This window comes from Pseudomonas sp. CFII64, assembly GCF_000416235.1.
Taxonomy (GTDB): Bacteria; Pseudomonadota; Gammaproteobacteria; order Pseudomonadales; family Pseudomonadaceae; genus Aquipseudomonas.
Genome location: NZ_ATLO01000027.1, coordinates 1 through 23,517 on the forward strand (window position 1 = coordinate 1; position 23,517 = coordinate 23,517).

Below are 23,517 nucleotides of genomic sequence, written 5' to 3' on the forward strand. Positions count from 1 at the left end.
ATGTTGAGTTGCAGGGTAAACCGGCAGGACGTCGGTTTAGCCGCACTGGCCAGGGATGGCCCTTTGCGGCGGCCCTGCAAATCAATGTCGAATTACGGGTATGCCGAGCCCAAGCGAGGCACCAAGTGGTGGGGCATGAGCCTTTTGCTTACTTTTGGGCTGTTCAAAAGTGAGGCGCTGTAAAAGCGCAACCCTAAGTGGCCGTTACCGCGATAACGGATATGTACGCATCCCCCCTGTAGGACCGGATTTATCCGGGAAGAGGTCCACGCTAACGCCGTAAATCTGTGTCGCCACCACGAACGGCTCGCGAATAAATTCGCTACAGCGCGGACTGGCCTTACTCCCCCTGCGCCCCGTAATTCATGATCGACAACAAACGAATCGGTACTTTGACCAACTCTTCGGGACCATGGGGAATATCGCCGTCGAAGGTCAGGCTGTCGCCCGCCTGCATGCGGTACAGCTGATTACCATGCCGATACACCAGTTCGCCCTCCAGCAGGTGCAGGAACTCGGTGCCGGGATGGGAGAAGGTCGGGAACTCTTCGCTGGCGTCGTCCATGGTCACCATGTACGCCTCGAAACTCTTCTTCGGCCCACGCGTGTGGTTGAGCAAGTGATAGGTGTGACCCTTCTCGGTCCCGCGCCGGACCACTTCCAGTCCTTCATCGGCCTTGACCAGCAAGGCGCTGCTGCCTTTCTGATCGTACTGGGCGAACAGCTTCGACATGGGCATGCCCAGCACATCGCACAGACGGCTCAGGTTATCCAGGCTGGTGGACACCTGTGCGTTTTCGATCTTGCTCAGCATGCCCTGGCTGATGCCGGCGATCCGCGCCACATCGGCCAGTTTCAATTCCTGCGCCTGACGCTGGCGCTTGATCTGAATGCCCAGGTACTGCTCGAGTTTCAACTTGGGTTCGGGTTCGTTCGGCATGTTCATCAGGTCTGCACACTTTCCGTTCATTAATCTTTATTTCGCACCAGGAATGTGCGAGTTGCCCGGCTGGTCAATGCTCGAGCGTCTGGTTATTCCCACGGGGAAAACAAGTTTCCCATATATACAGCAGAAATTCCTGCACTCACTCCATTTGTCTCTTGGCGTACCAAAGTGGCAAGGGCTTTGCATTCCTCTAGGGAAACTAACTTTCCTTCTCGGAATATGCTGTCGAGAGAAGGCGGTTGGAAAGCGATCCTTATCTACAACGCTTGCCATTCGCGAGGAGTGAATTCGCATGTTGCCACCAGAAACACAGCGCTTGATCGAGGAACACGGGATCAAATACGTGCTGGCGCAATTCGTCGATATCCATGGTGCCGCGAAAACCAAGTCGGTGCCGATCTGCGGTCTTGAAGCCGTGGCGGAAGCCGGTGCGGGTTTCGCCGGTTTCGCCATTTGCGGCATGGGCATGGAGCCGCATGGTCCGGACTTCATGGCCAAGGGCGATCTGTCGACCCTGACGCCGGTGCCGTGGCAACCGGGCTATGGCCGGGTGGTGTGCATCGGTCATGTGGATGGCAAGCCGCATCCGTATGACAGCCGATATGTGTTGCAGCAGCAGGTTCAGCGCCTCAAAGACAAGGGCTGGACGCTGAATACTGGCCTGGAGCCTGAATTCAACCTGATGCGCCGGGATGAAGCCGGCAAGCTGCAACTGGTAGACGCCAGCGATAACCTCGACAAGCCGTGCTACGACTACAAAGGCCTGTCCCGGTCCCGTGCGTTTCTTGAGCGTCTGACCGAAGCCCTGCAACCGGTGGGTTTCGAGATCTATCAAATTGATCACGAAGACGCCAACGGCCAGTTCGAGATCAATTACACCTACAGCGATGCCATGGAGTCGGCGGACCGTTTCACCTTCTTCCGCATGGCGGCCGGTGAGATCGCCAATGACATGGGCATGATTTGCTCGTTCATGCCCAAGCCGGACCCGAAACGTGCAGGCAACGGCATGCACTTTCACCTGTCCATCGCCAGTGCCGAAAGCAAGAATCTGTTCTTCGATGCCAGCGACAAGAACGGCATGGGCCTGTCGAAAATGGCCTATCACTTTGCCGCCGGTCTGCTCGCCCATGGCCCGGCGCTGTGTGCCTTCGCTGCGCCGACCGTGAATTCCTACAAACGTCTGGTAGTCGGCAACTCGTTGTCCGGCGCGACCTGGGCGCCAGCGTTTATTGCCTTCGGCGCCAACAACCGTTCGGCCATGGTCCGCGTGCCGTACGGCCGCCTGGAATTTCGTTTGCCGGACGCCGGTTGCAATCCGTATCTGGTCAGCGCCGCGATCATCGCCGCCGGGCTGGACGGCATCGACCGTCAACTGGAACCCGACCAGATCTGCAATGAAAATCTCTACAGCCTGAGCCTGGAAGAAATCGCCGCACGCGGCATCGGCACCTTGCCGCAATCGCTGAAAGAAGCCTGCGATGCGCTGGAAGCCGACCCGCTGTTCGCCGAAGTCATGGGCCAGGAAATCGTCGGTGAATTCATCAAGCTCAAGCGCATGGAATGGGTGGAATACAGCCGCCATGTGAGTGATTGGGAGATCAAGCGTTATACCGAATTTTTCTAGCTACGAGCTTCAAGCCACAAGCCACAAGCTGCAAGCAGAAGCGGTCTGCGGCGAATACGAAAACTTATTTATAAACACGGTCGGCTTGCAGCTCAACGCTTGCAGCTAACCGCTCCCGAACAAGGTGAGGCTATGTGCGGAATCGTTGGCTTATATCTGAAAAACCCCAAGCTGGAATCCCAGCTCGGCAAGTTGTTTGAACCGATGCTCGAAGCCATGACTGATCGTGGCCCGGACAGCGCCGGTTTTGCCATTTATGGCGATGAAGTGGGTGATGGCTGGATCAAGTTGACCTTGCAGGCCACCACCGATGACTACGATTTCCAGGCACTGGTTGGCGAACTGGAAGGCCGTCTCGGCGCGTCTCTGGACTGGTTTCAGAACGCCAGCGCCATCGTGCTGAAGATCAAGGCTGAAGAAGCTGTGGTGCGCGCCGCATTGGCCGAGCTGGCGCCGAGCGTACGCATCATGAGCGCTGGCAAGAGCATTGAAATCCTCAAGGGCATGGGTTTGCCTCGGGAAATCTCCGAGCGGTTCGGCCTGGGGAACATGAAGGGCAGCCACATCATCGGCCATACCCGCATGGCCACCGAAAGCGCCGTGACCATGGAAGGCAGTCACCCGTTTTCCACCGGTTCCGATCTGTGCCTGGTGCATAACGGTTCGCTGTCCAATCACTTCCGTCTGCGTCAGGAACTGCGTCGCGAAGGTATCAATTTCGATACCGAAAATGACACCGAAGTCGCCGCCGGTTACCTGGCCTGGCGCCTGCAACAGGGCGACTCGCTGAAGACCGCGCTGGACAGCTCGCTGGAAGCGCTGGACGGCTTCTTCACCTTCGCCATCGGCACGCGCAATGGCTTCGCGGTGATTCGCGATCCGATTGCCTGTAAACCGGCCATCCTCGCCGAAACCGACGATTACGTGGCCATGGCCTCGGAATATCAGGCGCTGTCGAGCCTGCCGGGCATCGAAAACGCCAAAGTCTGGGAACCGGCTCCGGCCACCATGTACATCTGGGAACGCGAGTCGGCTTAAGGAGCGCACACATGAAAACTATCGATCTTTCCACGTCCACCGTGCGTGAGCTGAATCAGGCGCTGCACGATCAAGTCAACAATGTTCAGGATCGCGAATGGGTCGTCACCCATTCCAACGGCGCGCACAACCTCGCGGTTGGCGTCAACGAAGCGGTGTCCATCGATATCCAGGGCCACGCCGGTTACTACTGCGCGGGCATGAATCAGAAGGCGTCGATCACTGTGCACGGCAACGTCGGCGTCGGTTGCGCCGAAAATATGATGTCCGGATACGTACGCGTTAAAGGCAGCGCTTCCCAGGCTGCCGGTGCCACGGCCCACGGCGGCTTGCTGGTTATCGAAGGTGACGCCGGGGCGCGCTGCGGCATTTCCATGAAAGGTATCGACATTGTGGTCGGCGGCAGCATCGGTCACATGAGCTGCTTCATGGGCCAGGCCGGGCGACTGGTGGTCTGCGGCGACGCCGGCGATGCGCTGGGCGACTCGCTGTACGAAACCCACATCTACGTGAAGGGCGCAGTGGAATCCCTGGGCTCGGACTGCATCGAGAAAGAAATGCGTGCCGAGCATCTGGAAGAGCTGCAAGCGCTGCTCAACCGCGCGGGTTTCGAGCATCAGGCGGCTGATTTCAAGCGCTACGGTTCGGCCCGCCAGTTGTACAACTTCAAAGTCGATAACGCCTCCGCGTACTGATCCAGGAGAACCACCATGTCCGAGCCTACAACTCCAAAAGCAGCACCTCCGGTTCTACGCGAGTCGGCCACGTTCGACCGCCTGACCATTCAGGAAATCCAGCGTGCCGCCGAAACCGGCATCTACGACATTCGCGGCGGCGGTACCAAGCGCAAGCTGCCGCATTTCGATGACTTATTGCTGCTCGGCGCCAGCGTTTCCCGCTATCCGCTGGAAGGCTACCGCGAGAAGTGCGGCACCGATGTGATCCTCGGCAACCGTTTCGCCAAGAAGCCGCTGCACTTGAAGATCCCGGTGACCATCGCCGGCATGAGCTTCGGCGCGCTGTCGGCCAACGCCAAGGAAGCTTTGGGCCGTGGCGCGACCATCGCCGGCACCAGCACCACCACCGGCGACGGCGGCATGACCCCGGAAGAGCGCGGCCAGTCGCAGCATCTGGTCTACCAATACCTGCCGTCGCGCTACGGCATGAACCCGGACGACTTGCGCAAGGCCGATGCCATTGAAATTGTCCTGGGGCAGGGCGCCAAGCCGGGCGGCGGCGGTATGTTGCTGGGCATGAAAGTCACCGAGCGTGTGGCCGGTATGCGAACGTTGCCGATTGGTGTCGATCAGCGTTCGGCCTGCCGCCACCCGGACTGGACCGGCCCGGACGATCTGGCAATCAAGATTGCCGAGATCCGCGAAATCACTGATTGGGAAAAGCCTATCTACGTGAAAATCGGCGCCAGCCGCCCGTATTACGACGTCAAGCTCGCGGTCAAAGCCGGTGCTGACGTGATCGTGCTCGATGGCATGCAAGGCGGCACGGCAGCGACTCAGGAAGTCTTCATCGAACACGTCGGCCTGCCAATTCTGTGCTCCATCCCGCAAGCGGTTCAGGCGTTGCAAGAGATGGGCATGCACCGCAAGGTTCAGCTGATCGTTTCCGGCGGCATTCGTAACGGTGCTGACGTGGCCAAGGCCATGGCGCTGGGTGCCGATGCGGTTGCAATTGGCACGGCGGCCTTGATCGCGCTGGGCGACAACCATCCACGCCTGGATGAAGAACTGAAAAAAATCGGCTCGGCCGCGGGTTTCTATGACGACTGGCAAAACGGCCGCGACCCGGCGGGCATCACCACCCAGGACCCGGAACTGTCCAAACGCCTTGATCCGGTAGAAGGCGGACGTCGTCTGGCCAATTACCTGCGGGTATTGGTGCTGGAAGCGCAAACCATGGCCCGCGCCTGCGGCAAGTCGCACCTGCACAACCTCGATCCGGAGGATCTGGTAGCGCTGACGGTCGAATCGGCAGCCATGGCGCGAGTGCCACTGGCCGGTACATCTTGGATTCCGGGGGCGGTTACCGGTTACTGATCGCTCAAGAACCGTAGATACCGTCTTGATTCTCATCACACACCCCGTAGGACCGGCTTTAGCCGGGAGGAGTCCGGTACATTCGCAGCGGTTGCGTCGTCAGACATTCCGCCCTCCCGGCTAAAACCGGTCCTACGCAGACTGTGTGAAAACGTCACGAGCGAAGGCAAGACAAGGCAAAAACAGGCGGAAAAGCGGAGTCTAGGTGTTCTAAATGAGCATTTTCCGCCTGTTTTTAACGCAGTATTGCCGAGCGCAGTAGTTTTCACACAGTCTGTACGGATCCTGCGTGCCGGCCGACACCGTGCAATCCACTGTTGGTCTCGCGTCGGATTTGGATCCGTAGGAGCGAGTTTGCGTTGAATTAAAAGAGGCCGAAAAGGCCGACGCCGCACTTCACTTTGCTCACTGCCAGACACTTTCCATTCATTTGCAGGAGCTTCGAAAATGGTTAACCGTCTACCTGGCAAATCCCTTCTCGCTTTACTGGCTGTGAGTCTCATCAGTCCGTTGGCCCATGCGGCCGACGCACCAACCCTCAATACCGGCAGCACCGCCTGGATGATCACCGCCGCTGTGCTGGTGTTGTTCATGTGTCTGCCGGGCCTTGCGCTGTTTTATGGCGGTCTGGTGCGAGCCAAGAACATGCTGTCATTGTTCACTCAGTGTTTCGGCGTGGCCGGTCTGGTGGGCGTGTTGTGGGTGATCTATGGCTACAGCATGGTCGTGGACACCACCAACATGGTGGAAGGTGAAGTGAGCTTCAACAGTTTTGTCGGCGGGCTGAGCCGGGCGTTCTTGTCCGGGATGACTGCCGAGAGTCTGGTGGGCGATATTCCGGAAGGTGTGTTCGTGACCTTCCAGATGACCTTCGCGATCATTACTCCGGCGCTGATTGCCGGTGCCTTCGCCGAGCGCATGAAATTCTCCGCCGCGCTGCTGTTCATGGCCTTGTGGTTCACCCTGGTCTACGCACCGGTTGCGCACATGGTCTGGGGAGGCGCGGGCGCCTTGATGCACAACTGGGGCGTACTGGATTTCGCCGGCGGCACGGCGGTACATATCAACGCAGGCGTTGCGGCATTGGCCGCCTGTTTGATCCTCGGCAAACGCAAAGGCTATCAAAACACGCCGATGCCAGCGCACAACCTGAGCCTGACCATGGTTGGCGCAGCGATGCTCTGGGTCGGCTGGTTCGGTTTCAATATCGGCTCGGGCGGCGGTCTGAGTGGCTTGTCAGGAATTGTCATGCTCAACACGCAACTGGGCGCCTGTGCCGGGATTCTGGGCTGGATGTTCACCGAGTGGTTCAAGGTCGGCAAGCCGAGTGCATTGGGCCTGGCCAGTGGCGCGTTGGCCGGATTGGTGGGGATTACGCCAGCATGCGCTTACGTCGGAGTCGGCGGCGCACTGGCGATTGGTCTGCTCTGCGGGGTGTTCTGCTACCTGAGCGTGACCGTCCTCAAACAGCGTTTCGGTTATGACGACAGCCTCGACGTGTTCGGCCTGCACGGCATCGGCGGCATGATCGGCGCGGTGCTGACCGGCGTGTTCTGTGTACCGGCGTTGGGTGGGCTGGTCGAAGGCGTGACCATGGGCAGCCAGGTCGTGGCGCAAATCAAAGGCGTGCTGATGACGACGGTGTATTGCTTCGTGGTCAGCTGGATCATCCTGAAAGTGGTCAACGTGATCGTCGGCCTGCGCGCCCATGAGTCGGTGGAGGAGATGGGGCTGGATCTGGCCGAGCATAACGAGCGGGCTTATAACCACTAAGGTCGGCTGCCTAGCGCGCGGGTTCATGATTGAACCCGCGTTGTCGTGTCTATCTGACAGAAGCTTATGCTGCGTTACGCAAACTGCAGGTCTGGCGCGCTGGTTGTGGAGGCTTCCAGCTGCAACCGGGTCGCGACGACGGTGTTCTTCAGCAAGTAGGCGATGGTCATCGGTCCGACACCGCCGGGCACCGGCGTAATCGCGCTGGCCACGGTGCGCGCGCTGGCATAGTCCACATCCCCTACCAGACGGCTGCCCGTCTGCGTCTCGATACGATTGATCCCCACATCAATGACCACCGCGCCAGCCTTGAGCCAACTGGCATCGATCATTTGCGGACGGCCGACGGCCACCACCACGATGTCGGCCATCCGGCACAAGGCCGCTGCGTCGACGCTACGTGAGTGCACCACGCTGACCGAGCAATTGGCCTGCAGCAGCAGGGTTGCCATGGGTTTGCCGACAATGTTGGAGCGACCGATCACCACGGCATGCAGGCCGCTCAAGTCGCCGTATGTGTCGTACAACAGGCGCATGCAACCGCTGGGCGTGCAGGGCGTCAGCACCGTCGCCCCCTGCACCAGCCCGCCGACGTTTTGCCGATGAAAGCCGTCCACATCCTTGATGGGGTCTATGGCCTGGATCACGATGTGTTCCTGAATCTGCGAAGGCAACGGCAGTTGCACCAGAATACCGTTGACCGCTGGATCGGCGTTCAATTGCGCGATCAGTGCCAGCACCTGTGCTTGCGTGGTGCTGGCTGGCAGGCGGTATTCCAGTGAACGGATACCCACTTCTTCAGCCCTGAGCAGTTTATTGCGCACGTAAACCTGGCTGGCGGCGTCGTCGCCGATCAGCAGCACCGCCAGCGCGGGATGGATCTGCTGTCGGGCCAATGCGCCGACTTCATCTTTGACTTCGCTGAGGACCTGGGCCGCGATGGCTTTGCCGTCGATGTCCCGGGCGAATGCAGGGGAAACGCTCATGGGGTGAGTCACCTTGGTATTGATGGCGGGGGAAGCGATGGACACCGGGCCGCAGTGTTCCATCGCGAGGAGTTGCAAGGGGGCGTCAGGCTACCAGTCGGTGGCAGAAGAACACCACCAGTGCACCTGCAATCAGCGTGACATAAGGCAGTACGCCTGCGCGTTTGACGCCTGCGTCGGCCTGCAGATGCAGGTCGGTCAGCATCGCTTGGGGAAACGTCCCTTTATCCTGCAGATAGTGGCGGAAACAGAAGACGGGAATGATCAGCACCGCGAGGATCAGCCCGGTCACCAGTGTACCGGCGCCCCAGATGTCGGCGCCCAGGCCCATGCAGGCCAGATTGACGAAACTCAGCACGCCACCGGCCGCCAGTAGCAGCGTCGGTGCCTTGTAGGGGCGAACCCAGTCCGGGCGGTCCAGGCGATGAATCCAGCCGGCGTTGAGGTTCAAAAAGTTGAAGATGATGTAACTGACGTTGGAGGCGGCCAACACGAACACGTAGTCAGACATCAGCAGCAACAGCAGGTTGAACGACAAGTCAGTCCACATGGCGGCCGTGGGTGCGCCGTGCTCATTGGTGCGGCCCAGGTATTTGGGCAGCCAGCCGTCCACTGAAGCCTGATACAGGGTGCGCGATGAACCGGACATCGACGTCATGATCGCCAGCAGCGTGGCGAGAATCAGCATGATCAGCACGATATTGGCCACGACTTTGCCGCCGCCGATGCTGTCCGCCATCGCCTGGCCGACACCCATGCCGCTGTAGATGCCGGGGGAGAGCAGGCCGCTGTAGACCGCCGGGGTCACGATTGCACCGGTGGCGTCGAGCACTGCGGGTGTGACCAGCTCACCCAGACCGAGACTGCCCTGGAAGGCCAGCGGGACGAGGGTAAACACGACAATGCAGAGCAGACCGGAATAAAAAATCGCCTTGAACGTGTCACGCTTGGGGTCTTTGAATTCCCGGGTGTAGCACACCGCGGTTTCGAAGCCGTAAGTCGACCACGCGGCAATGAACAGGCCTCCGGCCATCAACGACCAGCCGGAGATATCCCAGGTGCCGTCGATGACTTGTCCGGCCGCGTCGCGAGCCAGGGGATAAAGTGGCAGGAAGTTGGCCTGGGTGGCATCCCCGGTCAGCAGCGGCACCACACCGACCAATAACAGCGGGATCAGTGAGGTGATGCCCAGCACCAGAGTCAGCCGCGCCGAGCGCAGAATGCCGCCGTGCTGGACCGCGAACACGCCCAGCAGGATCAGCAGGCCAATGGCGAAGGTTGCGTTGATTCGCAGTGACAGCCCGCTCTTGATCCAGCCCAGATCCAGCAGCGTCAATTGCCAGGTGTTGATCAATGCGTCGGCGGGGAACAGTGCGGTGAGGATATAACCGGCTGCCAGTCCGGAGCCAATGGATAACACCGGGGACCAGGCCAGCCAGTTGCACCACACCGAAACCGGAGCGATCAACTTGCTGTAACGCACCCACGCGATGGCGCCATACACCGATGCACCTCCGGATTTGTGTGGAAACAGACCGGCGATCTCGGCGTAAGTGAAGGCCTGTATAAAACCGAACAGGATTGAAACGATCCAGACGATCCACGCGGGTTTGCCGACCGTGGCGGCAATCGCACCGATGGAAAACAGCACCAGTGCAGGCACGCCACTGGCCACCCAGAAAGCCCCACGCCAATCGATCTTGCGGTGCAGGCCGACCGAAGGCGCGGCCTGCGGTACGGTCTCGAACGTAGTCGCTTGCATCTTTGTATTCCCATGTCTGAGTAGAGTTATCGTGGGGCAGTCAAAGTGTTTGGCGCACTTGCTCGTTTGCCGATCAGCTCCGTACCCGGCCCTTGTCCGGGTCGTAGAAAATCGGTGCCGTGACCCTGGCGCTGATGCGCTTCTGCAGGCCATCGATTTTGCCAACTTCAAGTTCTGTGCCGATCTCGGCGCAGGCCACGTCGATGCGACACAGCGCGATATTGCTGGCCAGCAAGGGCGAGCGGCAGGCACTGGTCACGACACCGACCCGGGCTCGACCGCTGTACACCGTGTCACCATGCTGAGCCCCTTCGTTTCCGCTCAATTGCAGCCCCACCAGCTTGTGAGCCGGATGGGTGCTGCGCCGGATCAGCGCGTCGCGGCCAATGAAGTCGTCAGTCTTGCTCTTGAGGGGCACGCTGAAACCGATGCCCGCCTCGAATGGATCGGTCTGGTCGGTGAACTCATAGCCCGCGAAGATCAGTCCGGCTTCGATTCGCAGCATATCCAGCGCTTCCAGACCCAACGGGACGATGCCCAGGGGCTGGCCCAGTTGCCAGATGCGATCCCAGACCTGTCCGGCATCCTGTGGCTGGCACCAGACTTCATAACCCAGCTCGCCGGTGTAGCCCGTGCGGGAGATCATCAGCGGGCAGCCGTCGTAACCGTCCAGGCGACCCACCAGAAAGCGAAACCAGCCCAGTGTGTCCACGCCGGGTTGAGTGGACGGCGTCCAGATCATCTGGCTGAGCAGTTCGCGGCTGAGTGGGCCTTGTACCGACAGGTTGTGAATCTGATCGCTGGCCGACTTGATCCACACTTTCATGCCCAGCTTTTGTGCCTGTTCGCGCAACCAGACACCGGCGTAATCCTCACCGCAGATCCAGCGGAAGTTATCCGGCCCCAGACGCAGCAGGGTGCCGTCATCAAGCATGCCGCCATGCTCATGGCACATGGCCGAATACACCACTTGACCGATTGCCAGACGCCGGATATCCCGCGTCAGGCAATACTGCAACAGGGCTTCGGCGTCCGGACCCAGGATTTCGAATTTGCGCAGGGCAGTCAGGTCCATGACCGCCACCCGTTCCCGGCAACCGATGTATTCGTCGATGGCGCCGAATCCGTCATAGCGCAACGGTAACCACCAGTTGCGGTAATCGACGAAGCTGCCCGTCAGGGCCTTGGTGCGCGAGTGAAATCCCGATTCCCGAGTGAGAACCGGATCGGCGTCGGCAGTGGTTCGAGTGCTCATGGCGATGGAAAAGTGCTCCTTTTCGCTGTAGATGCGGATATGGATATCGGTCGGGTTCCAGCCATTGGCCGGATCAATGTCATCCGGGCAGGAAGAACTGCCGCAGACCAGATCGTTCATGGCGCGCAGCAACACATAGTCGCCGGGGCGCGACCACGGCTCGTCCAGGGTCATGTGCTGGTGCGCGTCAATGCCGGTATTGAAGAAAAAATTGATGGCTGGCCAGCCAGTGCGTGGCTGTATGCCAAAAGGCGTCAGGGTCCGGCTCAGGTTGTCACTGCAGTTGGCGTGCCCGAAGTAGCCATGGGTTTCGTAGTAGCGCGCGGCGCAGGCCAGCGCGAAGGAATCATGTCGGCCAACGGTATCGCGCACCACTTCCAGCATCGGCTGCATCCGACGGTCGAAGAATTTTCCGAACAGGCCCGGTGCCGGATAAGCGCTGCCATTCAGGGTGCGGGTTACGGTCTGGTCCAGATCCAGCTCCAGGCCCCGGTCCAGTGCACGTCGATCAAAAGCAACAAAGTCCGAGCACTGGCGACCGGCAACGTCCAGCACCTGGATATATTGGCCTTTGGCAACGCTGTAGCCCTTGGCTGTTCCGGCCTCAATAGTGAACTCGTCGATCAGCTCGCCCAGCGGTTCCGGCAAGGCCGGCAGCAGAATAGGTGATGCAGCGGCGCGTTCAACCAGCAGACGCAGTTCGCTGGGGCGGTATTGCTGATCCACGGGGGTCGGCCCGTCTTGTGCGCCTACGATGATCAGCAGAGGCTCATCGGCGACAAAGTCACGATGGTGCCCGGCGGGCGCTTCATCGCCCCACAACAAGGTCGCGCCCGGCAACTGGCGCCAGTCCAGGCCGCGCTTGTGCAAGGCCTGGTCGATGCGCCGCGCTTGCAATGTTCCGCTCGCCAGACGTTCATTGATAAAGCGGCAGGCCGGTGACTGGCTCAAACCCCAGGCGCCCAGCGCGTTGCGTCCGCTGGCCTGAATGACCAGCATCTGGCAGGTTTGCCGCCCTTCGATATCGATCACCTGCAGGCGGTCGCCAGGGTAAAGCTCGATCAGTGTCAGCCCGCCCACAGCGACGCGATAACGTTCGGTTCGCGGCGCGCGGGCAAACAGACCGGGTTCCCGGGGGCGGGAAACGCGAGGAGCATTCATGTTCACGCTCCGCGTCAACCGACCGACTTGATAGAGGAAGCCGGCTCACCCAGATACGCCGCCATGGAGTCGTCCAAGGCTTGCAGCCAGGGCGTGTGATGGGGCGGTGACTGAGTGCCGGTCATCAATGAACGGTAGGACTTGTCGCGGTAGCCCATGATGTCTGCGGCCTTGTCATGCTTCCAGTGCAGAAAGGTCTCGTTGACGGCCGGGATATCGAAGTCGGGGTAGTCCGTGGCATTGACCAGCTGCTGGATGTACGCGCCCTGGTATTCAAACATCTGCTGGTTGGTTTCCAGCAGCTGTTCCTGCTCATACCATTGCTGGCTGTCCGCCAACATGTCGGCGTGGGAAGGCAGTGCAATACGCCCCAGGATCACATCACGGGCATACCAGGCCTGGGCGTCGAACATATTGAACGAGTACCACTGGTCCTGCATGCCGAGGTAGATCAGGCGCGGGTTCGCTTCCCAGAACACGCCCTTGTACAGATTCCGTGGCCAAAGACGGTTATCGGTCTTGAGGTTCAATTCGTCAGGCAGGAACGGGAAGTGATGCTTGTAGCCGGTGCACAGGATAACGGCATCAATGTGCTTGCTGGTGCCGTCGATAAACCAGGCACGGTTGTTTTCCAGGCGGTGCAGCAGCGGTTTTTCTTCCCAGTTGCTCGGCCATTGGTAGCCCATGGGCGCACTGCGGTAGCAACTGGTGATACTGCGCGCACCATATTTGTAGCACTGGGAGCCGATGTCCTCGGCCGAATAGCTGCTACCGACAATCAACAGGTCCTTGTCCTTGAACTCCAGCGCCTCTCGAAAATCATGGGCGTGGAGAATCCGTCCGGCGAATTGCTCGAAGCCCTGAAAGTGAGGGACTTTCGGCGTCGAGAAATGCCCACAGGCATTGATGACGAAATCGAACTCCTCACTGCTGGTGATATCACGGGTGTAGTCATGGGCGCTGACGGTGAAACGTTGTGTGTCTTCGTCGAAGCTGACCTGACGCACGACGTGATTGAAGCGGATGTAGTCGCGTACACCGGCTTTCTCCACGCGCCCCTTGATGTAATCCCACAGCACTTCCCGAGGTGGGTAAGAGCCGATGGGCCGGCCGAAGTGCTCTTCAAAGGTGTAGTCGGCGAACTCCAGGCACTCTTTCGGGCCGTTGGACCACAGGTAGCGGTACATGCTGCCGTGCACCGGCTCGCCGTTTTCATCCAGGCCGGTGCGCCAGGTGTAATTCCACATGCCGCCCCAGTCCTGCTGCTTTTCGTAGCAGACCAGTTCCGGGATCACCACGCCCTTGTCACGGGCTGATTGAAACGCTCGAAGTTGTGCCATGCCGCAAGGGCCGGCGCCGATGATTGCCACGCGTAGGGTCATGGTCGTGCCTCGTAATGTTCGAAGGGAGCGCTTAGCGGAAGATCACTGTCTTGTCCCGGTTGATGAAAACCCGGTGTTCCAGGTGATATTTCAGCGCCTTGGAAAGCGCCACGGTTTCGGTGTCCCGGCCGATGGCCACCAGCGAATCCGGCAGATGGGTATGGTCGACTCGCTGGATTTCCTGCTCGATGATCGGACCTTCGTCCAGGTCGCTGGTGACGTAGTGGGCGGTGGCACCGATCAGCTTCACGCCGCGGTCATAGGCCTGGTGATAGGGCTTGGCGCCTTTGAAGCCGGGAAGGAACGAGTGATGGATATTGATGGCACGCCCTGACAGCTGTTTGCACAGATCGTCGGACAGAATCTGCATGTAGCGCGCCAGCACCACCAGATCGGTCTGGGTGTCCTGAACGATGCGCATCAGTTCCGCTTCCTGGCTGGTCTTGGTGTCTTTGGTCACTGGCAGATAAATGAAGCGGATGCCCTCACGCTCGGCCATGGCTCGCAAATCAAGGTGGTTGGAGACCACCGCCGTAATCTGCATATCCATTTCGCCTTTGCGGTGGCGATACAGCAGGTCGGTGAGGCAATGGTCGAACTTGCTGACCATCAACAGCACGCGAGTGGGCTGGCGGGTGCAGAACAACTTCCATTGCATATCGAAGCCGCCGGCCAGGCTGCTTAATTGCCGTTTCAGCGCGTCGATGTCGGCGACCGCCTGCTTGTTGAACCGAAACACCGCACGCATGAAAAACTGCCCGGTGAATTCATCGTCGAACTGCGCCAGCTCGCTGATGTAGCACTCCTGGTCGGCCAGGCACGAGGTGATCGCCGCGACGATCCCGGAGGCGGCCGGACAATTGATCTTGAGGATGTAATGTTCGTCTGGGGTACTCATGGAGCTGCTCCTGTGCAAATCGGCGGACCTGATCAGCCTTTGGCCGTGCGTTTGGTTTTCTGCGGGTCGTCAAAGGGCAGGGCGTGGGTCAGCGCACCGGTCTGCTGGCTGCCGCGCAGTTCCAGGGCGACGCCGGGGACGGAACAGGCAACGCTCATCCGGGCAATCGCCATGGAGCGTTTGGTCAAGCGCGAGTACATGCCGCAGGTCACCACGCCGACCTGTTTGCCCTCATGCCAGAGGGTGTCGCCCGCTTCGGCGGCCCGCACGCCGTCGAGCAATACGCCGGCGATCCTGAATCGCTCCTTGCCACGCAGTCGCCGGTGTTCTTCGGCGCCGCGAAATTCGAGCTTTTCTGGGGAGACGGTGAAGTCCAGGCCCATTTCCCACAGCGTGTCGCCCGCTTTCTGGTCGGCAAAGGGGTACATCTGGGAGTTGTCGTAAGGGAAGAACATCAGCGAGCTTTCAACGCGCAGCCAGTCAAGGGCCGTGAACGCGCAAGCAATGATGCCCATGCCTGTCCCTTCTTGAAGAATCCGGTCCCAGATGGCCGGAGCATCGGCGGCCTTGCAGAAAATTTCGTAACCGCGTTCGCCGGTGTAGCCGGTTCGGGAGATCATCACTGGCCGGTCAAAGAGCCGGGTCTGCATGTGGTGGAAATAGGGCAGCTGGCGAATGCCGGGTACGTGCTCGGCCAGAAAGTCCACGGCCAGCGGACCTTGCAGTGACAAGTCGTGCAGGTCATCGTCGAACAGGATCGCTACCTGACGGCCCTGGGCCGAGCGCACCAGCATCTCGTGCCCGGTGCCTGCGCCGTGAACCACCATGAAGGCATTGGGGCCAGTGCGATAAACGATGCAGTCATCGACGAACTTGCCTTCCTCGTCGAGCATCGAGGCATATACGGATTTGCCGGGGTACAGCTTGCTGATGTCCCGGGTGGTCGCCCATTGCAACAGGCTTTCGGCGTGGGGGCCGACGTAGTGGACTTTTTTGAGGCCCGAAACATCCATCAGCCCGGCGCGGGTGCGAATCGCTTCATGGTGGTCGGCCAGGTCAGAGTCGTACGTCCAGGCGGTGCCCATGCCGTTCCAGTCTTCAAGGTTGGAGCCCAGTGCGCGATGCCGGTCAGCGAGTGCAGAAATGCGCCATGAATTGGCCATAAATATGTCCTTGTCGAGAAAACAGGGGTTGTTAAATCAGGCTTGGGGATCAAAGCGGCTCAGCCACTGGACCAGCGTCTGTCGGTAACGGGTCATGCCTTTGTAGTCCGCGATGGGATCGGGCAGATCACGCAGGACGCGATGCAGTCGGCAACCCCAGCCCGGTTGCGTGACCAGTTCGTCCATGCTGATCAAATAGGTACGAATGCTGAACATCAGGCCGTTGCTGCGCGGCAGGCGCGCCATGAACTGCAATTCGACCCGCAGATGCACCCGCTGCCCGACGTTATCCGGCGTCACGGTGCCGCGATCAGAGCCCCATTCGTGAAAGGTTTCCGGGGATGAATCCAGGCGTGGATTGATGGTCAGTGTCCAGTTCAGTCGCCGCACAGGCTGGCCTGTCTGCATGGCGAGCAAATACTTCAAGGCTCGGTCGAAGACGCCCATCTGATTGGCCATGGGCACGGGCGTGTGCCATTGCTTGAAACTCATGCCCGCATCGAACGCCAGGGACCAGTCGGCGGGGCTGGTCACCATGCCGGCATCCATGAACAAGTCGTTATCGCGCTGATCCAGCAGGGCGAAATCCCCCTGGACCTGCCGGGTGATGAACTCCAGCGGCTCGCAAGGCAACGTCGAGGCATCGCCGAAAATGAAGCGTTGATCGATGTTCAACGCCTTGTTGCGCCAATGCCAGTGTTGACCGTTCTGATCCAGCTCGAACCACTGGGGGTAATCCCGGGAAAGGTTCTCCATCAGCATTTGCAGGGCGTCCCACGCGGCGGGCTGCATGTGCGGCATGACCAGATATCGGCCCGGGTCCTTGTCCAGCACCAACGCTCGTTCGGCCATTTCCGAGAGGTAATGTTCGTCGATGTCGAACCAGTGTTCGTAAATGGAGCCGGGGTCTTTCGAGTTGGCCGGCTCGATATTCACGGAATACAGGTAGCTGTCTTCGTTGAACGGGAAAGGGAAGCGCTGGATAGCCTTGGGACTGTTGCGAAAGCTGAAGTTTTCGCGGTAGGTCTCTTTAGGGCTGAACTGAATGGACATGATGTTGACTCCTGAAAGATCCGGAAAACTAAAGATCCAGCGCAACGCAAGGCCCGTAGCCTCGGGAAACACAAGGCATGAGGAATTCGGCCTGTTCGGCGGCATTGAGAAAATTGTCCCGATGTTCGATTTCGCCGCCTAGATGGCGGGTTACGCAGTGGCCGCAGACACCGCCGCGACACAGGTTCGGCACCGGCACACCAGCGTCTTCAAGGGCTTCGAGCAGGCTTTGATCGGCACCGACCTGGAGGCGCCTGCCGCTGCGAGTCAGTTCCAGTTCCAGTGGCTGGCCGGGTTGTGGAGCGCTGAAGGCTTCGCAATGCAGGCGACTGGCCGGCCAGCCCTGCGCCCTGGCCTGCTCCTGGACAGCGTTGAGCAGCGATTGCGGGCCACAGGTGTAGACATGGCTGCCCAGGGAACGATTGCTGAAAATCGCCTTCGGATCGAAATCCTTGCTGGTTTCGTAGCCGTGCAACCGTGAGCCAAGACGGGTTCGCAGTTGATCGAGATAAGCGTCGGTCAGGCCTGGGCGATACAGGTAATGCAGCTCGAAGTTCGCCTGACGTTGCTCCAGAGTCTGGATGTACGCCATGAACGGCGTAATACCGATGCCCCCGGCAATCAGAATGTGCAACTGGCCGGTGGAGTGCAGGGCGAACAGGTTGGCGGGCGCAGAAATGGTCAGGGTGTCGCCCACTTTTACCCTGTCGTGCAGATAACGGGAACCGCCTCGGGAGCGCTCCTGCAAGCGCACGGCGATCCGATAGTGATCGTTGTTGGCCGGATCGCTCGTCAGCGAATAGGCATTGCGCAGGTTTCGCTCGCCGATGGGCAAATGCACCTGCACGTGGCTGCCGGGCGAGAATCCGGGCAGGTTTCCCCCGCAGGGAGCCAGGGTGAATTCGCGCACGATGGGCGTGAGCATCCGTGCTGCACTGACCTGCACTTGCAGACCGACGCTCATGACCGCGACTTCCCGTAGGGGGCATCGGCATCCATGCAGACACCCAGATAAGCGCCCAGGCGTCGTGAAAAATGCTCACGTATTTCCAGCAGAACATCGCAGCCCCGACATTGCAGCGAAGCGGCGGCATCACCAGGCTGAGTCAGCCCGCAATGCACGCAGTAGACGGAGCGAGCGCCAGACACCGAGCACAGCGTCATTTCGATCTCGTCGTCTTGCAGCCCGGCATCCCGCGCCTGACTGTGGACATGCCAGATAAATGCTTCGTCGCCCATGATGTACAGATGACTGCCGACCCTGGCGGCGGCGAGCCACTGGCGCAGATCCTCCGGGAAACCGTCGCCCTGAGCATAAAGAATGCGCCACTGCCCCAACCGGCTGACAAAGGGCGCGCAAGCTTCGGCCGATTGAGTGACCGCCAGACAATATGTCACCGCTGCCAATGGCTGCGGTTCGCCGTAGCGGGGAAGGCTGTTATGAAGCCGGTGGTCGTCGATGCACTGTCTGTCGAGCATGGGTTTTCATCCTTGCTGAGCGTATGGCGGCGGGCAGGCATGAATGACTGAGCCTGGCGGTCCGCAATGTTTTCTGACAGGCAAGATAGTTTCCCAGAAGGAATGTCCAATCAATCTGGAAAAAGGGCTATCTCTTTGGGGGTAGTCCTATGAAACCGGGCAGTTGGGGCATGAAACTTGCTGTTTCGAAACAGATGCCCGGCCAATAAAAAAAGGATCTCTGGTTTGCAAAACCGACTGCACGGGTTGGCACGCTGGTTTCAGTGGGTCGAGCCACAGCAAGTGAGCCATGCACGCAAGCTGCTGGCTGAGCTGCCGTTGGGCGTGGTGCACGCTGACGGTGCCCTGCCGCTGTTTCTGGACCGTTTCGACGCGTTGCTGCCCGGCTGCAAACTGAATTTGATTCTCGGTGACATGGACTTCGGGCCGACACGCAAAATCCTGATCAGCGAGTGCCACACTGACGCCGCCTGTCCCTGGCGGGCTGTCAAGGCGGGACCAATGCCTCTGGCCTGCACCACATGCCGCAAGCGTGGCGTGAAGCGGCTGGTCTGTGTCCTGCCGGACGAAGGCGACCAAGGCAAAGGGTTTGTGCTGCTCGATACAACCGGGGTGGCTGGCAGGTATTTGCGCTTGCTGCTGCAAGACGCAGCGCATTCGCTGGGTGTCGCGGTGCAGTTGCTGCGGCACCAACGTGAGTCGCAACGTAAACAGGCCACGTTTCAACATGGCGCACTGGCCCGTGAACTTCACGATTCGGTGGCCCAGCAGTTGGGGTATCTGTCGTTTCAGGCGCGCTTGATCCAGAGCCAAATGTCGGAACCTGAAGTGGCTGCCGCCTCACTTGCAGAGCTCAGTACAGGCCTGAGCCAATTGCAGCGGCAGGTGCGCGAATTGATTACCAGCGCAAGGCTGACCATGGACGGACGGTCGCTGCGCCAGGCCCTGGCGGATTCGGTCGCCGAATTTTCCCGGCGCTGCATCATCGTCTTCGAATTGGACAACCGCCTGGCCGACGATGCCTTGAGTCCTGCAACCGAGCTGCAAGTCCTGCAGATCATTCGCGAGGCCTTGACCAACGCGGTGCGCCACTCCCATGCCCGGCACGTGCGCATCGAATTACGCCAGGACCAGGAGGGTGATGCATCGATTTCGGTCGAAGATGACGGCATCGGCCTGAGTCCTGCCTCAGAAGCAGAAAATCACTTTGGCCTGGCGATCATCCGCGAGCGCGCTTCAGCGATTGGCGCGCGGCTGTCCATTGAGCCAATCCGGCCCCACGGCGTTCGCGTGCACCTGGGGCTATCTGCTTTTCACGCCGACACATCAGGGAGTTTCGATGTCAGCCACGACCTTGTTACTGATCGATGACCACCCGCTGTTTCGCAAAGGCCTGGCGCAATTGTTTGCTGCCTGCGACGACTTTGAAGTGGTCGGGCAGGCGGCCAGCGGCAGAGAAGGGATCAACCTGGCAGTCAGTCTGGCACCGCAACAGGTGTTGCTGGATTTGCATATGCCTGGCCTGAGTGGTCTGCAGGTTCTGGATGAACTCCGTCAACTGAGCCTGGGGTGTCAAATCGTGGTGCTGACCGCCTCCATGGATCGTGGTGAATTGCTGACGGCGTTGCGTCTTGGGGCCAACGGTTATGTGCTCAAGGAAACCGAGCCCGATGCGCTCCTGGCCTACATGCGCAACTGCAACAAAGGCGCCATTGTTCTGGACGATTGCCTGGTGTCATTACTTGCTGGACAGCTTGAGCCCGAGCGAAGTCCTGCGATGGCCGATACCTGTGGCCTGACCGAGCGCGAGGGGCAAACCCTGACCCTGATCGCTGCCGGCATGAGCAACAAACAGATCGCTCGGGAGCTGGGCATCAGCGATGGCACGGTGAAGATCTACGTCAGGAATCTGTTGCAGAAGCTGAACCTGCATTCACGCCTGGAGTTGGCATCCTGGGTGCACAACGCTGCTTCAGCCAGAAAACAGGAGCGCCACTGAATGACCCTGCAAAGTGTCGCAGCGGACTTGTTACGCGATGAGCAGTCGCTGGCGGTGCTGGATCGTTTTCCAGTTGCGTTGCTGGAGTTGCGTGAAGATGGCCGGATCGCGCGTTGTAATCGGGCCTGGATTGAACTGATGGAAAAGCCCGACGCGCAATGCGACATCATGGATTACGTCCACCAGGAAGATCGCTCGCTCTGGCTTCAGGCATTACGGGAACTGCGACGGCATCCGGATACTTCCTTCAAACAACGGCTTCGGTTCGTGCACCCGTCGGGGGAGCTGCGCTGGTTCGAGGTCAGCCTGAAAGCCGCAGGCGCGGGTTACAGCCTGGTCGTTGGCGATATAACTGCACATAAACGTCGGGAGATTGCCCTTCAGGCCAGTCAACGCAGTGCGGTCAGCCTGCTCGACAGCATGCCGGGGCTTATTTACCGGGGTCGCAACAACCGGGACTGGACCATGGAGTTCGTCAGTGCAGGTTGCCTGCAACTGACGGGCTATCCGCCGGAACGGCTGGTGGACAATCACGATTTTACCTACAACAGCCTGATTCTTCCCGAAGACGCCGACTACGTCTGGCGCGAAGTTCAATATGCCTTGTCCCGCCAGGAACCGTTCAAGCTCAGTTACCGGATTCGTTGCGCAGACAATTCAATCAAACAGGTCTATGAAACCGGCGTCGGCATCTATTCGGATAATCGGGAGGTGTTGGGTATCGAAGGGGCAATTTTCGAACGGGGAGCGACCGATGCCCGGGCCCGCAGTTTCAACACAAAAAAAACGGTATAAGGCGCTCGCTCGGCCCCCCTGGGGGCAGATCGAAAGTCAAAGCCGCTGGAACCTGTGGGAGCGAGCTTGCTCGCGAAAAACGTGTGGACACCGGGTTTATCCAGACAGCACGCGTTATCGTTGAAGTCCTTCGCGAGAAAGCTCGCTCCCACAACGGGAATGCGTACATATCCGTCGCTGCGGTAACGGCCGCTTAGGGTTCCGCCCTGACGGCGGGTTACTTGGAGAAGCGCCAAGTAACCAATCGCTCTCGCCCCTGACGTCCGGTGCCTCGCCTGGGCTCGACATACCCTCGCTCCGGTTCTGCTCCGTGGGCCCGCCGCCATCGGCCATCCCTGGCCAAGGGCGGCTAACCCGGCATCCATGCCGGGTTGCCCACTGCGCAAAACCTGCGCTCGGCCTTCTGACGGGGCAGGTCAAAATCAAAAGCCAGAGCCAGAGCCAAAGCCGCTTGAACCTGTGGGAGCGAGCGTGCTCGCGAAACGTGTGGACACCGGGTTTATCCAGACAGCACGCGTTATCGTTGACGTCCTTCGCGAGCAAGCTGGCTCCCACGAACGCCTCGCGAATAAATTCGCTCCTACAGTTCAGATACGGGCCACACCGATTCAAAGCCGCTCTGGCTCTGGCTCTGGCTCTGGCTCTGTTTTTGATCTTGATCTTAAGCGCCCCGTCTAACCACGCTGGCCGAAATTCGATGTTGATTTGGAGGGTAAACCGGCAGGACGCCGGTTTAGCCGCACTGGGCCAGGGATGGCCCTTTGCGGCGGCCCACGATAGCGTTCGACCCACTTATAGCCAGTCTTTCGGCGCAATAGCCTTTTGCTTACTTTTGGGCTTCAAAAGTGAGGCGCCGTAAGGGTGCAACCCTAAGTGGCCGTTACCGCAGCAATGGATATGTACTCAATCACCAAACCCTATGCCGCCTTCGCGAGCAAGCTCGCTCCCGCACTCGACCTGCATTGCTTTCAAGCCACACTTTCAGAGGCTTCATGCTGCCGAGCATCACTGGCAATCAACCGCTTGATCCCCTCAAACAACTCATCCCCTTGCGCCTGCGTACAGTCTTCACCATAACGTTTGCGCAATCCGGAATGACTGAGAATCAGATGCACATCCGCATGCAGTCCATGCTGTTTCAAACAGTTCTCGACGCATTGCAACGGGCAGCCATCCAGCGCGAAGATCCGTCGCCCCGAGCGCGCTTTGTTGACCAGCGCCGGCACATGGCCGCCAACACCTGCGATGCAGGACATTTCCGCAAGGCCGCTGCGATCCAGGCGCACGGCCAGGTTATTGGCCAATTGAGCAACGTTGGAGCAGCCGGAGCAGGAGTAAACCAAAGGCAGGGTTGAAGGGGGCATTGACGCTCTCCGTTGTTGGGCTCTGCCAGTGTGCAAGGCCAGTGACATTGCGCATTGATTGCCGTCAATTCCGGTTACTGAAACGCCGCCAGCTCCTGTTCCTCGGCAAGGATGCTGATATTGCGGCGTTCCATCGCGATCAGGCCGCACTCCACCAGGCGGTGCAAGATCCGCGAAAAGGTTTCCGGTTGAATGCCCAGCTTCGACGCCACCAGGCGTTTGGAGACCTGCAAGACAATCTGGCCGGTGACCGGGTGACGCTCCTGAAGCAGGTAATTGATGACCCGCCGGCTCGCACTGGTCATGGTCAGCGTGTCGATATCCCGCAGGCGTAAGTGCAGGTGAACGCTCATGCTCGCCAGGATGGCCAGGCAGACTTTCGGCTGATCCTCCAGAGCGTTGCGATAGTGGTGACCATCGATGCTGACCAGCACGCTGTCCTTCAACGCCGTGGCGCTGACCGGGTAAAGCCGGGCCTGGCTGAACAGCAAGGCTTCGGCAAAGGTCTGGCCGGGCTGGATGATTTCCACCAGGTTCTCCTGACCTTCGCCAGTGAGCCGATACAGCTTGATCTGACCGCTGACCAGCAGGAAGAAACGCTTGGCCGGATCGCCCTGGCGCATGAGTGTGCTGTGACAACTCAGACGCTTGAGCATCGCCAGGCTGCAGACTTCCTCGAAGACCTTGTCCGGCAATTGGCTGAACAAGTGGTGACGGCGCAACGTTGAAACGATGGAAGGGTGGGTCAGCATGGGATACCTCCGCTGACAGTCATAGTAGAG

General features: G+C 59.7%; 20 protein-coding genes and 1 pseudogene. 9 read left to right on the plus strand and 12 right to left on the minus strand.

The window, feature by feature from the left end:
* A pseudogene (locus tag CFII64_RS30145) lies at positions 1-183 on the plus strand (hypothetical protein); the annotation flags it as partial.
* A gap of 157 nt (positions 184-340) precedes the next feature.
* Here CFII64_RS30145 and CFII64_RS12230 read toward each other — a convergent pair.
* Positions 341-946, minus strand: coding sequence for a helix-turn-helix domain-containing protein (locus CFII64_RS12230; protein ID WP_020291089.1), 606 nt, complete (start codon positions 944-946; stop codon positions 341-343).
* A gap of 292 nt (positions 947-1,238) precedes the next feature.
* Here CFII64_RS12230 and glnT point away from each other — a divergent pair, with 292 nt between their 5' ends.
* From glnT to CFII64_RS12255, 5 genes are all read left to right on the plus strand, one after another.
* On the plus strand, positions 1,239-2,573 hold the full coding sequence (glnT, locus tag CFII64_RS12235; protein ID WP_020291090.1) for a type III glutamate--ammonia ligase: 1,335 nt from the start codon (positions 1,239-1,241) through the stop codon (positions 2,571-2,573).
* 132 nt (positions 2,574-2,705) lie between these two features.
* On the plus strand, positions 2,706-3,611 hold the full coding sequence (locus tag CFII64_RS12240) for a glutamine amidotransferase family protein (RefSeq protein ID WP_020291091.1): 906 nt from the start codon (positions 2,706-2,708) through the stop codon (positions 3,609-3,611).
* A gap of 11 nt (positions 3,612-3,622) precedes the next feature.
* Positions 3,623-4,306, plus strand: coding sequence for a glutamate synthase subunit alpha (locus tag CFII64_RS12245; protein ID WP_020291092.1), 684 nt, complete (start codon positions 3,623-3,625; stop codon positions 4,304-4,306).
* A gap of 15 nt (positions 4,307-4,321) precedes the next feature.
* A complete protein-coding gene (locus CFII64_RS12250) occupies positions 4,322-5,665 on the plus strand; it encodes an FMN-binding glutamate synthase family protein (protein WP_020291093.1) in 1,344 nt (447 codons plus the stop codon).
* Between the two features lie 447 nt (positions 5,666-6,112).
* Positions 6,113-7,438 carry an ammonium transporter gene (locus tag CFII64_RS12255; protein ID WP_020291094.1) on the plus strand — a complete coding sequence of 442 codons (1,326 nt, stop codon included), beginning with the start codon at positions 6,113-6,115 and terminating at the stop codon, positions 7,436-7,438.
* A 74-nt stretch (positions 7,439-7,512) separates the two neighbouring features.
* On the opposite strand, the gene CFII64_RS12260 is transcribed toward CFII64_RS12255, so the two are convergent.
* The 9 genes from CFII64_RS12260 to CFII64_RS12300 all read right to left on the minus strand — a co-directional run bounded on the left by CFII64_RS12260 (position 7,513) and on the right by CFII64_RS12300 (position 18,577).
* Positions 7,513-8,424: a bifunctional 5,10-methylenetetrahydrofolate dehydrogenase/5,10-methenyltetrahydrofolate cyclohydrolase gene (locus tag CFII64_RS12260; RefSeq protein WP_020291095.1), complete on the minus strand. Its 912-nt coding sequence runs from the start codon at positions 8,422-8,424 to the stop codon at positions 7,513-7,515.
* Positions 8,425-8,509: 85 nt separating this feature from the next.
* Positions 8,510-10,186, minus strand: coding sequence for an APC family permease (locus CFII64_RS12265; protein ID WP_020291096.1), 1,677 nt, complete (start codon positions 10,184-10,186; stop codon positions 8,510-8,512).
* A 73-nt stretch (positions 10,187-10,259) separates the two neighbouring features.
* Positions 10,260-12,602 (minus strand): DUF1989 domain-containing protein, encoded by a 2,343-nt coding sequence (locus CFII64_RS12270; RefSeq protein ID WP_020291097.1) that lies wholly within the window; start codon positions 12,600-12,602, stop codon positions 10,260-10,262.
* Between the two features lie 14 nt (positions 12,603-12,616).
* Positions 12,617-13,984, minus strand: a complete 1,368-nt coding sequence (locus CFII64_RS12275; protein WP_020291098.1) for an NAD(P)-binding domain-containing protein — start codon at positions 13,982-13,984, stop codon at positions 12,617-12,619.
* A gap of 31 nt (positions 13,985-14,015) precedes the next feature.
* On the minus strand, positions 14,016-14,882 hold the full coding sequence (purU, locus tag CFII64_RS12280) for a formyltetrahydrofolate deformylase (protein ID WP_020291099.1): 867 nt from the start codon (positions 14,880-14,882) through the stop codon (positions 14,016-14,018).
* 32 nt (positions 14,883-14,914) lie between these two features.
* Positions 14,915-16,045: an aminomethyltransferase family protein gene (locus tag CFII64_RS12285; RefSeq protein WP_020291100.1), complete on the minus strand. Its 1,131-nt coding sequence runs from the start codon at positions 16,043-16,045 to the stop codon at positions 14,915-14,917.
* Between the two features lie 36 nt (positions 16,046-16,081).
* Positions 16,082-17,098: a DUF3445 domain-containing protein gene (locus tag CFII64_RS12290; protein WP_020291101.1), complete on the minus strand. Its 1,017-nt coding sequence runs from the start codon at positions 17,096-17,098 to the stop codon at positions 16,082-16,084.
* 28 nt (positions 17,099-17,126) lie between these two features.
* Positions 17,127-18,062, minus strand: coding sequence for a PDR/VanB family oxidoreductase (locus CFII64_RS12295; RefSeq protein WP_020291102.1), 936 nt, complete (start codon positions 18,060-18,062; stop codon positions 17,127-17,129).
* Positions 18,059-18,577: a dimethylamine monooxygenase subunit DmmA family protein gene (locus tag CFII64_RS12300; protein ID WP_020291103.1), complete on the minus strand. Its 519-nt coding sequence runs from the start codon at positions 18,575-18,577 to the stop codon at positions 18,059-18,061. Before CFII64_RS12300 ends, CFII64_RS12295 begins: the two co-directional genes overlap by 4 nt.
* 225 nt (positions 18,578-18,802) lie before the next feature.
* On the opposite strand from CFII64_RS12300, the gene CFII64_RS12305 reads away from it, so the two are divergent.
* From CFII64_RS12305 to CFII64_RS12315, 3 genes are read left to right on the plus strand one after another with little or no spacing between them, the layout of a single operon-like run.
* The gene (locus CFII64_RS12305) at positions 18,803-19,948 is read left to right on the plus strand and encodes a sensor histidine kinase (RefSeq protein ID WP_020291104.1); all 1,146 of its coding nucleotides are present in this window, start codon (positions 18,803-18,805) and stop codon (positions 19,946-19,948) included.
* The gene (locus CFII64_RS12310; protein ID WP_020291105.1) at positions 19,917-20,576 is read left to right on the plus strand and encodes a response regulator; all 660 of its coding nucleotides are present in this window, start codon (positions 19,917-19,919) and stop codon (positions 20,574-20,576) included. Before CFII64_RS12305 ends, CFII64_RS12310 begins: the two co-directional genes overlap by 32 nt.
* Positions 20,577-21,371, plus strand: coding sequence for a PAS domain-containing protein (locus CFII64_RS12315; RefSeq protein WP_020291106.1), 795 nt, complete (start codon positions 20,577-20,579; stop codon positions 21,369-21,371).
* A 968-nt stretch (positions 21,372-22,339) separates the two neighbouring features.
* Here CFII64_RS12315 and CFII64_RS12325 read toward each other — a convergent pair.
* Positions 22,340-22,735 carry a putative zinc-binding protein gene (locus CFII64_RS12325; RefSeq protein WP_020291107.1) on the minus strand — a complete coding sequence of 132 codons (396 nt, stop codon included), beginning with the start codon at positions 22,733-22,735 and terminating at the stop codon, positions 22,340-22,342.
* Between the two features lie 74 nt (positions 22,736-22,809).
* Positions 22,810-23,487, minus strand: a complete 678-nt coding sequence (locus tag CFII64_RS12330) for a Crp/Fnr family transcriptional regulator (protein WP_020291108.1) — start codon at positions 23,485-23,487, stop codon at positions 22,810-22,812.
* Positions 23,488-23,517: the final 30 nt, after the last annotated feature.

Coding starts and splice junctions, on each gene's coding strand:
- CFII64_RS12230 (WP_020291089.1), bottom strand. CDS start 946: ATGAACATGCCGAACGAACCCGAACCCAAGTTGAAACTCGAGCAGTAC.
- glnT (WP_020291090.1), top strand. CDS start 1,239: ATGTTGCCACCAGAAACACAGCGCTTGATCGAGGAACACGGGATCAAA.
- CFII64_RS12240 (WP_020291091.1), top strand. CDS start 2,706: ATGTGCGGAATCGTTGGCTTATATCTGAAAAACCCCAAGCTGGAATCC.
- CFII64_RS12245 (WP_020291092.1), top strand. CDS start 3,623: ATGAAAACTATCGATCTTTCCACGTCCACCGTGCGTGAGCTGAATCAG.
- CFII64_RS12250 (WP_020291093.1), top strand. CDS start 4,322: ATGTCCGAGCCTACAACTCCAAAAGCAGCACCTCCGGTTCTACGCGAG.
- CFII64_RS12255 (WP_020291094.1), top strand. CDS start 6,113: ATGGTTAACCGTCTACCTGGCAAATCCCTTCTCGCTTTACTGGCTGTG.
- CFII64_RS12260 (WP_020291095.1), bottom strand. CDS start 8,424: ATGAGCGTTTCCCCTGCATTCGCCCGGGACATCGACGGCAAAGCCATC.
- CFII64_RS12265 (WP_020291096.1), bottom strand. CDS start 10,186: ATGCAAGCGACTACGTTCGAGACCGTACCGCAGGCCGCGCCTTCGGTC.
- CFII64_RS12270 (WP_020291097.1), bottom strand. CDS start 12,602: ATGAATGCTCCTCGCGTTTCCCGCCCCCGGGAACCCGGTCTGTTTGCC.
- CFII64_RS12275 (WP_020291098.1), bottom strand. CDS start 13,984: ATGACCCTACGCGTGGCAATCATCGGCGCCGGCCCTTGCGGCATGGCA.
- purU (WP_020291099.1), bottom strand. CDS start 14,882: ATGAGTACCCCAGACGAACATTACATCCTCAAGATCAATTGTCCGGCC.
- CFII64_RS12285 (WP_020291100.1), bottom strand. CDS start 16,045: ATGGCCAATTCATGGCGCATTTCTGCACTCGCTGACCGGCATCGCGCA.
- CFII64_RS12290 (WP_020291101.1), bottom strand. CDS start 17,098: ATGTCCATTCAGTTCAGCCCTAAAGAGACCTACCGCGAAAACTTCAGC.
- CFII64_RS12295 (WP_020291102.1), bottom strand. CDS start 18,062: ATGAGCGTCGGTCTGCAAGTGCAGGTCAGTGCAGCACGGATGCTCACG.
- CFII64_RS12300 (WP_020291103.1), bottom strand. CDS start 18,577: ATGCTCGACAGACAGTGCATCGACGACCACCGGCTTCATAACAGCCTT.
- CFII64_RS12310 (WP_020291105.1), top strand. CDS start 19,917: ATGTCAGCCACGACCTTGTTACTGATCGATGACCACCCGCTGTTTCGC.
- CFII64_RS12315 (WP_020291106.1), top strand. CDS start 20,577: ATGACCCTGCAAAGTGTCGCAGCGGACTTGTTACGCGATGAGCAGTCG.
- CFII64_RS12325 (WP_020291107.1), bottom strand. CDS start 22,735: ATGCCCCCTTCAACCCTGCCTTTGGTTTACTCCTGCTCCGGCTGCTCC.
- CFII64_RS12330 (WP_020291108.1), bottom strand. CDS start 23,487: ATGCTGACCCACCCTTCCATCGTTTCAACGTTGCGCCGTCACCACTTG.